We start from the raw sequence: 13,623 nt of genomic DNA, 5'->3' as shown, positions 1-13,623 counted from the left end.
AATCCCATTATTACATAGACGCGGCTTTTAATAATGACGAGAGGTTCAATTCAGCTGTACTCTCGTATACGATATTCGCTCCTGCTATACGCAATACGCGCTCTTCACCAATGCCTACTGCGTACATTCCCGCAGCTTTGATAGCTTCAATGCCTGCTTGGGCATCTTCAATTCCGATGCAATATCGCGGGTCAGCCCCTACGGCTTCAGCACCGTTCAAGAATATATCGGGAGCAGGCTTTCCCGGAATTCCGTCCGGACTCACCATGTATTGAAACATTTCCTCCAGTCCCAGCGACGTTAAAATGCGAGGCGCATTCTTGCTGGCCGAAGCAAGAACGGCAGGCACCTTTTCTTGCTTTAACTGTTCTAGCAATTCTCCAATCCCCGGATACGTATGTTCAGGCGAGAGCTGTGTCAGCAAAGAAACATAGTGTTCATTCTTCTCCTGTGCCAAGACTGTGCGTTGATTAGGCGTAAAATCTTGCGCACGGTTACCATGAACCAGGATGCGTTCAAGAGACTCCATCCGGCTGATTCCTTTCAGCGCCTCATTGAATTCGCGGTCAATCCCGATACCTATGTTCTCCGCCATTTGCTTCCACGCCAGATAGTGATACTCTGCCGTATCTGTAATGACACCATCCAAATCAAATAATACGGCTTGCAGCTTCATCTTAGTTATCCCCCGACGCTAGATTGACAGTTAACACGTGATCGAAGCTGTATTCCGTTCCATATACTTCTAGCGTTACTGGAAGCTGATTGAGAGCCGTTATAGCGAGCTTGTCCTTCCCAATGGCAACCTCCAGGCGTTGGCCTTTCCAACTGATCGAGAACTCCAGCTTGTTCCAGTGCGCCGGCAGCTTGGGGTTCATTCTCAGCTTTCCATGGATCATGCGCACGCCCGCAAATCCCATAACGATAATTTGCCAAATCCCCCCAATGGAGGCCGTATGCATACCTAAATCAGAGGATTTCATATCCGGCCCCATATCAATCTCGCATGCCTGCTGATACAATTGATACGCTAGCGAACGATCATTCAAGTCATTTGCCAGTATCGCATGCGTAGATAAGCTTAAAGATGAGTCATGCAATGTCTTCGGCTCATAGTAATGGTAGTTGGCGATTTTAACCTCTTCACTAAACTTATCCTCTAGCAAGTAAAACAGGATCATCAGATCAGCCTGCTTCGATACCTGAATGTCACTAAGCTGCTCCAAGCTATAGTCTTCAAAGATGGTGTTCACATGGGTTTGATTTTTATATTTCGTCAGATCAATGATTCGCTTCGTCAAGTAAGTGTCATCTTGCGGCACCAGCAAATCGGTGTCGCGCGGCTGAGGCAAATATAGTTTGTCGATGGCCTCATTCCATGCAATAGCGGCTTGTTCCAACTGAAGCTTCGCGTTTAATTTTTGATATACAGCCGTGTCCCGCTCCCGCAATTGCTGATAATACGTCACCGCAAGCTCTAAGTTAAAATGCGCGAAATAGTTGGTAAACGCATTGTTGTCAACATGCTCTTTGTATTCATCCGGGCCGATTACATCGTTGATAGAATATTGCTGCCTGCTGTCGTCCCATTCCAAGCGGCTCGCCCAGAATTTTGCTGTATCAAATATGATTTCATAGCCGAATTCTTCCATGAATGCTTGATCGTCTGTTGCCATGTAATACTGCCATACGGCAAAAGCTACATCAGCGGTAATGTGCTGCTCAATAAACCCTGTCCAGATCTTCGTTTGCTTCCCTGTAACAACATCAACCCGGCCCCACTCGGGCGCAACTTCCCCGTCGCTCGGCCATGCCGCTTCCCAAGGATACATGGCTCCTTCATATCCGTTGCTTTTTGCTTTTTTCCGCGCGCCTTCCAGTCCCAAATAGCGATAAGTCAACAACGAACGCGCAATCTGAGGATTCGAATAAGTAAAGAACGGCAAAATAAACATTTCCGTATCCCAAAAGGAATGGCCATGATACCCTTCACCGCTCAAGCCTTTCGCGGCTATTCCCATCCGTTCATCATGAGCAGGCGTCATCACTGTCAAATGGTACAGGGCGAATCTGGCTGCGAGCAAGTCAAACTCATTCTCGGAATCAATGTGTAACGGGTACACTCCCCATACTTTTCGCTCCCATGCTCGGGTATGCTCGAGAAGCAATGCATCATAGCCTTTGGCAGCACAGGCCCGCAAGCTTGACAATGCTTGTTGACGCATATCCTGCAGCTCCATTCCCGCCAGGTCTTTATCCCGCGAGGTATGGACCGTAGTCAGCTTCTCCAAAGAAAGCTTTTGGCCTTTAGCCACGGCGCTCTTAAACGTCAGCATCACAACTCTGCGATCAATGCGCATGAAGGGCTCTTCTAGCTCAACGCCGTCCAGACTTGCATGATGAACCGTGTGGAACATGAAATCGATTTGCGATTCGACTGTTTTTTGTATCATCTCGATATATTTCTTATCGTATATACGTTTCTCGCCTTCATAAAAGTGCTGTGAACCGCTATTGGCCACTTGCGCATTAATGCCGCTCTCGATGCTGATTTGCACATCCGCATCGAGAGCTTCGATCTCCAGGCTCATCGCAATGACATGCAGGTTATCCAGCGATACAAATCGTTTAAATGTAAATGCCACTTCTTTTCCGGCTGAGGTCGTCCAAATGAATGAGCGAGTCAGCTCGGCTTCCTTCAAGTTCAAGGCGCGAACATAGTTGGCTGTTCGGGAGGGAGCTGCATCCAATCGTTCTCCGTCAACCCGGATATCGAGCCTGGTCACGTCTGCAGCGTTCGGCAGCTCGGATACTTCGATTCGATCCGATTGATTGAAGGTGCCGGCAACGAATAAGTTCCTTACTTCGCCAACATAAGGTTCTTCCGTTGCGCTCCGCAATCCCATATACCCATTGCCCAGGGACATAACAGCTTCGGCCTTGCCTAATAAATTTCGAGAAAAATCTGCTTCGGCAACGATCCAATTTTTAAAGTCGCCCTCTCCTAAGTCGTATTTCATCATAGCCATCTATTCCTCCGTTATACCGGCCCATCAGCCTTTTACCGCTCCTGCCGTAATTCCCTCAATAATATTTCGTTGCATAAAGACAAAGAACACGATTACCGGTATGGAAGCCATCGTCAATGCCGCCATCGCCAAATGCCATTCGTTCATATATTGACCGAAGTAAACGGATGATGCGATCGGAATCGTCTGATTCTTCTTGGAACTGAGCGTGATGAGCGGCAGCAGGAAGTCGTTCCAGATCCACAATGACTGCAAAATAGCAATCGTAGTCGTAACTGGTTTCAACAACGGAAGGACTACTCTAAAGAACGCGCCTGCAATGCCATTGCCGTCGATTAAGGCAGCTTCTTCAAGCTCACGCGGTATGGATTTGATGAAGCCGTGATATAAAAATACAGCAAGAGGAATACCGAATCCCCAATACATAATAATAATGCCGGGAATAGAATCCATAAGGCGCAATTCACTGGCTACCTTAACTAGCGGAATCATTAACGTCTGGAATGGAATAACGAGTGAGGACAATATGAGTAAAAACAAGAATTGACTCACCCAACCAGGACGCCGCACAAATTGATACGCAGCCGGTGCGCTGATGATTAAAATACCAGCCACTGAAACTACCGTAATAATGAGCGAGTTCATGAATACGCCGCCAAAGTTAAGCTGTTTCCACACCGTCGCAAAATTGCCAAAATGAAACGCACTCGGAAGAGCTGCAACCGACGACACGACTTCATTGTACGATTTAAATGAATTGACTAACGTGATAAACAACGGAAAAAATACCACTACAGCAAGCAAGGATAAGATGATGAATAGAATCGGCTTGCGTTGATTCTCGCGTTTATGCATTATAACTCTACCTCCCTACGCTTCAGCACAATGGACTGTACCAAGGTTACCGCAGCAAGAATGAGGAAGAATACGACCGCTTTCGAAGATGCGTAGGTGAACAAATTCCTTCCGAAACCTTCCGTGTAGATATGATAAGCCAACGATTGTGTTGTTCCGAAGGGTCCGCCGCCCGTAAGGGAATAGTTCAGATCGAAGCCCTTAAAGCCGTTGGCAATCGCCAAAAACAAGTTGATCGTTAATGCAGGACGAATGAGCGGGAACACAACGTTCCTCATTCTGCTCCAATATCCGGCGCCATCGATTTCGGCGGCCTCAAGCATATCTTTCGGCACGCCCTGAAGCGCAGCCAAATAAATAATCATAAAATATCCGACAGACTGCCATACAGCTACCATAACGATAGACCAGAAGGCATAATCGGGAAGACTCAGCCAATTTTTCTGAAACAGCGACCATCCCGTTGCCGCACCGATTTCGCTAAACAGATTCGTAATAATAAACTGCCAAATAAAACCTACGATTACCGAACCCATGACATAAGGCAGGAAAAAGATTGTGCGCAATACATTCCGAAATTTAATCGCTTGGTTCAACCCCAATGCGAGAAGAAAACCAATAACATTGAGGAGAACCGTCGTAACCGCAACATACTTAGCTGTAAAAACAAAAGATTTCATAAATGCCGTGTCGTGAAGCAACTGCTGATAGTTGCTCCACCCCACCCAACTAATATTGCTGCTGATTCCATCCCAATCCTGAAAGGAATAAACAATCGCTCTTAGGAATGGAACAAGAATAACTAAAGCGAAGAAGATGATAGCTGGTGCGACAAAAGCGGTATACATCAATCGCCCGCGTGTCTTAATCGTCATAAGTAATCATTCCTATTTTTTTACTTTTTGGTCCCAAACCTTTTGCAATTCCTGAATCGTCTGCTCTTTATCGAAATGTCCGCCTACATAAGCCTGCAAAGGCACAGTAAAGTCTTCTGCGATTCCGGACGGCCACAGCTGGAAGGACCAAATCAGTGTGTTATCATCTTGCAGGTACTTATTCAAATCAGCTGCCAAAGGACCCAGCTCTGCTGTAGTCTTCAAGTCTGTGAAGGCCGGAATCAGCTTATACGAATCTACGATATACTTCTGCCCGTTCTCATGGAGCCACGTCAAAAACTTCTTGCTCTCGTCAATATTTTGTGAATCTTTATTAATCGAATAATACGTCGACACACCGACAGGCAATTTGGTTTCGTCAGCGTTTTCATTAAGCGGAATGGCGAACATGCCAATATTCATATCTGGGTTGATTTTCGTAATCGAGTCGATTGCCCATACGCCTTGCTGTATCATCGCCGTCTTGCCTGATGCAAAATCCGACACTTGGTTATCGTAGCTAAGGCCGATTGTATCTGCGCCTTTCCCGTATTGGACCGTCATATCCAACACATCGAAAAATCCGTTCAGGTTCGCTAAATCCGCAATCTTAGCCTCACCTTTGGACATGTTCTCGATTGTAGCAGCAGGATCTTTCTCAAATGCAAATGGCAAGTTGAACAAATGCTGACCCAGCACCCAGAACGACTTATACCCTTCAGAGTAAGAGGATATCCCTGCAGTCTTGAGCTTTTCATTCGCTTGCTTCAGCTCTGTTAGCGTAGTCGGCAATGTATCAATGCCCGCTTGCGCGAATAAATCTTTGTTATAAATAAATCCGTATCCTTCAACAGCGAGCGGGAAGCCCAGCTTCTTGCCATCCACCGTCATTCCAGGCTCAGAGGAAGGAACAACCTTATCCATCCATGGCTCGCCTGATAAATCTACTAATCTGCCGGACCAATCTTGAATGTCCGTATAAGCTCTGGTCATAAAAATATCCGGACCGTCGCCAGCAGCAAAGCGTGTTTTTAATAACGTATCGTAGTTGCTGGTTACTTGCGCTTCAATATTGACATTGGGATTCTGCGCCATATAATCAGCAGCCATTGCTTTGATTTTATCTGTGATTTCTGTTTTGAAATCCATGATTTTGATGGTGACTTTCTCACTGTTCCCTGCATTTGCCGTGTCGCTTGCTGCTCCCTCAGTGCCGCTTGCGCTCCCGCCGCCAGCGCAACCGCTGATTAAGGACAAGGTAACAACACTCGTCAGAAGCATTAACATTAACTTACGCATCCCGATTCCCCCTCAAGTTGTTGGTTCTGTATGCCACACTTCTATTTTATAAATATTGAATTTGGCGAAACAGAGATTATCTTCGCTAAAAAGAGTAATTTATGAATCTCGCGCCTGCTTCCGGTACTTTAGAGGGGGCAAACCCTGATGTTTGCGAAATACTTTGCTGAAATAATTTTCATCGGAATAGCCGACAAGCTCAGCAATTTTAATAATGGGCATGTCTGTATGCGCAAGCAATGACTTTGCTTTTTCCATTCGTAAATCTGTCTGGTATGTCACTACCGTTGTGTTGTACATCTCTTTGAATTTTTTGGCAATATATTGCGGGCTGAAATGGAATGTTGCAGATAATGCGGATAAGGTAACGTTCTCATGAAAATGCTGCTGAATGTACTCATGGATCGCTTGTATTCCTCTACCTTCATATCTATCAGCTCCGCTGTCTTCAATGAGCCTCCACCATTGTTGAATCATCTTCGTTTCCCACTCCGCTATATAGCTAATCCATAGCGGAATCGATAAGTCAGCCGTATCCTTGCTGATCTGCCGGCTCGCTCTCTCCAACATATAATTAGCTTCCTTGGTATACATTTGCAAGTCTTTTAAAAGCAATGTGCCGCATGTACGCAATTCCTCGGCAAAGCCGTGTATGAGTTCAGCTACAAAAGCCTTGTTCCCGTCTTCTAACGCGATATTCAACAACATTTCCAGATTGGACAAGCCAGGCTTTGTGTAAGCGCTATCACATCTGGCCGAAATCGAGGATATATTGCATTGCAGCAAAGCGGTCCGCGCAGAGACAAGCTGCAACTGGATATGTTGCAGATCGGTTGCGCCGTGGCTTGTTCCCGTCAAAACCTCCAAGCCGATAGTCGCTTCCCATGCTGTTGTCACCTTTTTTATGAAATGATTCAGCTTGTTGGTCAGGCTGTAGTTAGCATCCTCAGCGGTCAGCAATAACCAACGGTATTCATCCAATCTGAACAATTGATGAGAGCCGTACCCTTCCATTGACTCATGTGCCATATTGATGAGCGCAAAAGCAAACAGCTCCCCATCCCCGTTAAACCGCTGCTCGATCAATGTTGTGCTGTTTCTCATCAGAATTACGGCGGCTCGAATATGCTCTATCGGCAGTCTTGACTTGAGTAAGTAACTTTTGATTTCTGAATAATGAGAAGTGTCGCCCTTGAGGAACTGTGTCATTTTTTGCTCGATGACCAAAAAATCAGCTTGCTGCAAGAGAAATTCTGTATCTCGTTCGATGCGCAAGCTGTTCTCCCGCTCCTTCCAAGACGTTACAGCTTGCAAAAGGGCTTGTTCCAAATCTTTCTTTTTAAATGGCTTCAAAATATAATCCACACCGTTTGCCTTTATCGTGGCGCGTGTATACATAAAGTCGTTGTATCCGCTCACAACAATAATCTTCATATCCGGATTATCCTCACGAATTAAATCCAATAACTGAACACCATCCATTTCTGGCATGCTCATGTCACAAAATAGAACCCCTGGCCGATGCAGCCGGATCATGTTCAGGGCTTCCAGTCCGTTCTCTGCCTGATATCTTTCCTTAACGCCGAACTTATCCCAATCAATCGCTAATTCAATACCTTCCCGCACATGCTCCTCATCATCGACAATCAATACTTTCACAGTCGTCTCCTACCCTTCATTCTGATTTATGTTTATATACAACGAAATGATGGTCGCTTCATAAGGAACACTGCTCATTTCCCATATAAAATCCGAGCCGTAACATAAGCGCAACCGCTGCAGCACATTAATCAGCCCAATTCCATTTTGCCCGTAATGCAGCTTGTCCTCCGCGTATTTCTGGCGAATGGCCTCCATCGTATCAGGCGTGATTCCTTTTCCATTATCAATGACCCGAATACGAAGCATATACGCCGAATCCTCAGTATCGCATTCGATATCAAGGTGTATGAATCCGAAACCGCTTCCTTTTTCGATGCCATGCACAATGCTATTTTCTATCAAAGGCTGAAGCAGCATTTTAGGAACCTTCATCGGGCGAGCTTCAGGAGGACAAGACAATGTATAGGACAATTTGTTTTTGAATCGACCCATTTGCAGTGACATATAGTCTTCGATATGCTTTAGTTCCAGCTCCAACATCACGATTTCCGTTTGAAAATCCATGCTATACCTTAAAATTGCTCCCAATTCGGAGATTTTGTCACTCATTTCATAGGCCCCGTGCTTTAACGCTTCCGTACCGATAGATTGCAAGGCGTTATATAGAAAATGCGGATTGATTTGAGCCTGCAGCATTTTTAACTGTGCCGTTGATAGCTCTAGCCGATAACGGTATTCCCGATTCATCAAGTCATCCAAATTACGAACCATGACGTAAAAACGGTCTTCTAGCAAACCCAACTCATCTGTCCGCTTGTTGCCCTTCTGAATGTCAAACCTTCCATTTTCAACTCTAGCGATATTACGAATCAGCCTTTTAACTGGCAATATCGTGAAATAGGACAATACCATCGCTAGCAGAATAACAAAGGCTATGGCAATGAATTGAATCAGCAAAGAGCGATTAAGAGTCTGGTGAGCGGATTGATAGATTACTGCAGCCGGCACGAATTTAACTAAGGTGAACGGAAAATCCTTGTACTGGTTGCGCACATAAATAAATACTCCTTCTTTGCCGTTGAACTCGCCCTCGAATGAACCTCTGCCGCCTTGAAGCTTGGTTTGAATATAGACTGCGCCGTTAGCGTCTTCTCTGGAACTATAAAGCAGCTGCTGTTCATTTTTAATAAGCAAAAAATACGCATCGTCAGCAGAAAGCTGAGAATGAATCAATTTATCGATTTCCCCTTGTCCGATATACATATTTAACGTGCCGAGTATGGTCGATTTGGGATAGTCGATAAGATTCTTCTGAATAAGCAGGACTTGTTTATTCCCCATTTTCTTAACATCATATCGAGTTGATTCGGCGTTCATATTGTGGTCATCATCTTGCAGCAGCCTCTCTAGCTCGCTATTCCCGACATCGGATGAAGTAAAGGCTTGTTTTTTCAGATGGCTGATATAGCGCACGGCATGGAACTCGGGACGGCTAATATACATGGCATTCACTTTGTTATTTATGTACAACGTTTGTAGAGGGGGCGTGTATTCCGCTCTTAAATAACTCATGAGCTGCGGATCTACATAAAAGGAGCCTGACAACATATTCAGCTCTTGAAAGTACAGCTTGAGGTGATTCGAAATGATTTCCATGGAATTGTGGTTGAGTTCGATTAATTGCTGCTTCATCGAACTCGAGGTGGTCTGATAGGCAATCAAATTGGACAATGAAAATGGAACAACGGCTGCTAATAGCATCCCTATTAACAATTTGCTGAACAAACTTCTTTTGAGCCAGTTCATGTTGTTCCCCCCTAGTTACCCCGTAATAAAGAAAATAACTAAATTGATCAACTTCATAATAGCATGTTTAATTTGCAACTCCCATGTCAATAAATCACAGCGCTAATTTACGTCTCTTCAAAGAACTGATTCTCCTCACAAATTCGGATAATATTAACATATTAGGGGATATTAAGATGTCGCGAATTATATACTCATCCTATTCCAACACAAGGGAGGCCAATTGCTATGACCATTGCAATTCCACAGCCAAAAACATTTGGACCGTTGGGCAATTTGCCCCAAATCAACCTGGATGCGCCTGTTCAGTCACTCGTAAAATTGGCTGGGGAGCATGGAACAATATTTCGCATGGATTTACCCGGAAGAAGCGAGATCTTCATCTCAGGTCATGAGTTGGTGGAAGATGCTTGTGACGAGTCCCGCTTCGACAAAAAGGTGTGGGCGCCTCTGCAGAAGGTTCGTTCGTTCACCAAGGATGGTTTGTTCACGGCCAAAACGGAGGAGCCCAATTGGCACAAAGCACACAACATTTTGCTTCCGAGCTTCAGCCAGACGGCCATGCGCGGATACCACGAGATGATGGTGGATTTGGCGGTGCAGTTGATTCAGAAGTGGTCGCGGCTGAATCCGGATGAAAGCGTCAATGTGCCGGAAGACATGACCCGCCTGACTTTGGATACAATCGGGCTGTGCGGCTTCAACTACCGCTTCAACAGCTTCTACAGAGAACAACAGCATCCATTCATCACCAGCATGGTTCGGGCGCTGGACGAATCGATGAGTCAGCTTCAGCGTCTAGGCATTCAAGATAAGCTGATGGTTATTACGAAACGTCAGTTCATACACGACAAGCAGGCGATGTTTTCCTTAGTGGATAGAATCATTACGGAACGCAAGGCCCAGGGCGATCAGGACGGAAATGATTTATTGGCCCATATGCTGAACGGAAAAGACCCCGAGACTGGAGAAGCCCTGGATGATGAAAACATCCGCTATCAGATTATTACGTTTCTGATTGCCGGACACGAAACGACAAGCGGATTGTTGTCCTTCGCGTTGTATTATCTTTTGAAGAATCCCGACAAGCTTCACCAGGCATATGAAGAGGTCGATCGCGTTCTTATGGAACCTGTTCCGTCTTATAACGAGGTAAGGAACTTGAAATACATCCGCATGATTTTGAGCGAGTCGCTGCGCCTGTGGCCCACGGCCCCGGCCTTCGCCTTGTATGCCAAGGAAGATACGATGCTGGCTGGAAAATACCCGTTGAAGCAAGGGGAAAGCGTCAATGTGCTGATTCCCAAGCTGCATCGGGATACTGAGGTCTGGGGAGAAGATGTCGAGGAGTTCCGTCCAGAGCGGTTCGAGGATCCTAGCCGGATTCCTCATCATGCCTATAAGCCGTTCGGCAACGGACAACGGGCATGCATCGGGCAGCAGTTCGCCCTTCAAGAGGCGACGCTTGTGCTCGGGATGGTATTAAAGCATTTTGAGATTATCGATCATTCCAATTACCAATTGAAGGTCAAGGAAACGTTGACGCTGAAGCCCGATGGCTTCACGATGCGGGTGCGTCCCCGTGGCGGACAAGTCGGCTACACGTTAGCAGGCGCAGCAGAGACGCGAGCGCCGGAAAAGAAGCCGGCTGAACACGCTTCCCCCAATCCGGTTGAGGCTCACAATACCCCTCTACTGGTGCTGTACGGCTCCAATCTCGGCACGGCCGAGGGAATTGCCCGGGAAATGGCGGATTCAGCCCGGTATCAAGGATTCCGGAGCGAGGTCGCGCCGCTGAACGAATATGTGGGGAAATTGCCTAAGCAGGGCGCCGTTTATATTGTATCGGCATCTTATAACGGCAAACCGCCAAGCAATGCGCAAAAGTTTGTCCAGTGGTTGCAGGAAGTGGGGTCTGGGGAGCTGGAGGGCGTGCGTTATGCCGTCTTTGGCTGCGGGGACCACAACTGGGCCAGCACATATCAAGAGGTTCCCCGCTTCATCGATGATCAGCTTGCAGCCAAGGGAGCCGCGAGGCTTACTCCGCGTGGCGAAGGAGACGCCAGCGGCGATTTCGAGATGCAGGTGGAGAGCTGGCGCGAGCATCTATGGCCGGATGTGATGACCGCTCTGGGTCTGAAGATGAATGAGAAGACAGAGAGGGAAAGCGGCACGCTCACCGTGCAGTACGTCAGCGGGTTCATCGGAACCCCGCTTGCCGAAACATACGATGCGACGTATGCCAAGGTGGCGGACAATCGCGAGCTGCAAGCAGAAGGCAGCGAGCGCAGCACCCGCCATATCGAAATCGCGCTCCCGGAAGGGATATCGTATCAAGAGGGCGATCATTTAGGGGTTCTGCCTCGGAATCGGAAGGAGCTCATCGAACGTGTCTTGCGCCGGTTCGGCATGGATGGCAACGACCATGTCGTGCTGAATGCGACCGGACGGAGTGCGGCTCACCTGCCGCTGGATCGCCCGGTAAGCTTAGACGACCTGCTGAGTCACAGCGTGGAATTGCAGGAAGCGGCGACCCGGGCGCAGCTGCGGGAGCTGGCGGCCTTCACCGTGTGTCCGCCACATAAGCGGGAGCTGGAAGCATTGCTGGAGGAAGAGGCGTACAAGACGAACGTTCTCCAGAAACGGTTGACGATGTTTGATTTGCTGGAAAAATACGAAGCCTGCGAATTGCCGTTCGAACGCTTCTTGGAGCTGCTGCCTCCTCTGAAGGCGCGATACTATTCGATATCCAGCTCGCCACGCGTGCAGCCGGAACAAGCCAGCATTACCGTTGGCGTCGTGCGCGGACCTGCATGGAGCGGCCAAGGCGAATACCGGGGCGTGGCCTCCAACTATCTTGCCGGACAGCAGCCGGGAGAAGCCATTGTCATGTTCGTCCGCACTCCGGAGTCCGGCTTCCAGCTTCCCGAGAATTCGGAAGTCCCCATCATTATGGTCGGACCGGGGACCGGGGTTGCGCCATTCCGGGGATTCCTGCAGGCTCGCCACGCGCTGAAAGAGGAAGGAAAAGCGCTTGGCGAAGCGCATCTCTATTTCGGCTGCCGCAACGAAGCGGACGAGATCTACCGTGAGGAGCTGGGACAGTTCGAACAAGAGGGGCTGGTGACGGTCCACACCGCATTTTCCCGGAAGCAAGGGCAGCCGAAGACGTATGTTCAGCATTTGATGCAGCAGCATGCGCGGGAGCTAATCGACATCATGGATAGGGGCGGACGGCTCTATGTATGCGGAGACGGCAGCAAAATGGCTCCCGATGTCGAGGCAACCTTGCAACAAGCCTATCAAGACGTTCACGGAGTCGGCGCAGCGGAAGCGAAGCAATGGATGGATCGCCTCCAGACCGAAGGGCTTTACGCCAAGGATGTGTGGGCGGGCATTTAAGAATATGTAGTGACGAGCGGCCGAGGGTGGTAGACCCTCGGCTGCTCCCTCGTTGCTCAGGTCCTCGGGCTTGGCTAATCCGCATCGCATATAGAAGCTGTGGCGTATCTTTTTTTAGCGGTCACACAGCAGCCCCATTGGATTTCATGCAGTAGAAAGTCAGAATGTAGCATGTAAACGGCATGCAGACTGCATTTGATCCAATGGATTTGGAATTTTTCTGCCAAATGTTGCGCAATAAGTGAAAAATCATTGAATCGCATTGGATGATTTCCAATGAAGCATCCCGTAAAGAGGTAGATAGGCTGCTTTCATTGCACAAAATCCAATGGACTGGCTGAAAAAGCAGAAACTATGGCTAAAAGTTATCCGATTTACAATTGTTTATATTGCAGCATAATACGATTGTTCTTTATTCTACTCCAAGTATCGTCCTTGTACCTTCTTCCAAAGGATGTTCTCGTTCACTAGGCAGCATGCTCGCTTCAAATGTTTGTGATTGGATTGATTCCCTTAGCCCTCTCACCTCCTCTGTAATATCAGTAATTTTGACAATCCAATCATTAACGTAATTTTTAACCATGTTGTCCTTTAAACCTAATTGAATAGCCCGCCTATCCAAAGGAATCCCAACCTCCAAAGTTGGGATGTGCTGGCTTCTCGATATATTTGTTCCTATTTCAATTGAATTATTTTTTTGTAGCATTCAGAACGATATTTCTCGCATAACTGCGTACGAGATGAACATGATATGA

The 13,623-nt window shown here is 47.3% G+C and carries 9 protein-coding genes; 1 reads left to right on the top strand and 8 read right to left on the bottom strand.

Annotation, left to right across the window (positions count from 1 at the left end; all coding sequences use genetic code 11):
* Positions 1-10 precede the first annotated feature (10 nt).
* The 7 genes from pgmB to M3650_RS29610 form a co-directional block, all read right to left on the bottom strand.
* A complete protein-coding gene (gene pgmB, locus M3650_RS29640) occupies positions 11-676 on the bottom strand; it encodes a beta-phosphoglucomutase (RefSeq protein WP_251579851.1) in 666 nt (221 codons plus the stop codon).
* Between the two features lies 1 nt (position 677).
* Positions 678-3,023: a glycoside hydrolase family 65 protein gene (locus tag M3650_RS29635; RefSeq protein ID WP_251579883.1), complete on the bottom strand. Its 2,346-nt coding sequence runs from the start codon at positions 3,021-3,023 to the stop codon at positions 678-680.
* A gap of 30 nt (positions 3,024-3,053) precedes the next feature.
* Positions 3,054-3,884, bottom strand: a complete 831-nt coding sequence (locus M3650_RS29630) for a carbohydrate ABC transporter permease (RefSeq protein ID WP_251579850.1) — start codon at positions 3,882-3,884, stop codon at positions 3,054-3,056.
* A complete protein-coding gene (locus M3650_RS29625; RefSeq protein WP_251579848.1) occupies positions 3,884-4,759 on the bottom strand; it encodes a carbohydrate ABC transporter permease in 876 nt (291 codons plus the stop codon). The genes M3650_RS29630 and M3650_RS29625 overlap by 1 nt, the downstream gene beginning before the upstream one ends.
* A 12-nt stretch (positions 4,760-4,771) precedes the next feature.
* On the bottom strand, positions 4,772-6,058 hold the full coding sequence (locus M3650_RS29620) for an ABC transporter substrate-binding protein (RefSeq protein WP_251579846.1): 1,287 nt from the start codon (positions 6,056-6,058) through the stop codon (positions 4,772-4,774).
* A 99-nt stretch (positions 6,059-6,157) separates the two neighbouring features.
* On the bottom strand, positions 6,158-7,717 hold the full coding sequence (locus tag M3650_RS29615) for a response regulator transcription factor (RefSeq protein WP_251579844.1): 1,560 nt from the start codon (positions 7,715-7,717) through the stop codon (positions 6,158-6,160).
* A gap of 9 nt (positions 7,718-7,726) precedes the next feature.
* Positions 7,727-9,466, bottom strand: a complete 1,740-nt coding sequence (locus M3650_RS29610; RefSeq protein ID WP_251579842.1) for a sensor histidine kinase — start codon at positions 9,464-9,466, stop codon at positions 7,727-7,729.
* Positions 9,467-9,694: 228 nt separating this feature from the next.
* Between M3650_RS29610 and M3650_RS29605 the strand changes: the two genes are divergently transcribed.
* Positions 9,695-12,868: a bifunctional cytochrome P450/NADPH--P450 reductase gene (locus M3650_RS29605; RefSeq protein ID WP_251579840.1), complete on the top strand. Its 3,174-nt coding sequence runs from the start codon at positions 9,695-9,697 to the stop codon at positions 12,866-12,868.
* A 412-nt stretch (positions 12,869-13,280) separates the two neighbouring features.
* Here M3650_RS29605 and M3650_RS29600 read toward each other — a convergent pair whose 3' ends face one another.
* Positions 13,281-13,574, bottom strand: a complete 294-nt coding sequence (locus M3650_RS29600) for a DUF4291 family protein (RefSeq protein WP_251579838.1) — start codon at positions 13,572-13,574, stop codon at positions 13,281-13,283.
* Between the last annotated feature and the right edge of the window lie 49 nt (positions 13,575-13,623).

The sequence above is a fragment of the Paenibacillus sp. MER TA 81-3 genome (genome assembly GCF_023713585.1).
Classification (GTDB): Bacteria; Bacillota; Bacilli; order Paenibacillales; family Paenibacillaceae; genus Paenibacillus_B; species Paenibacillus_B profundus.
Note: the sequence above shows the minus strand (reverse complement) of the source record. Positions and strands in the feature narration are given on the sequence as shown.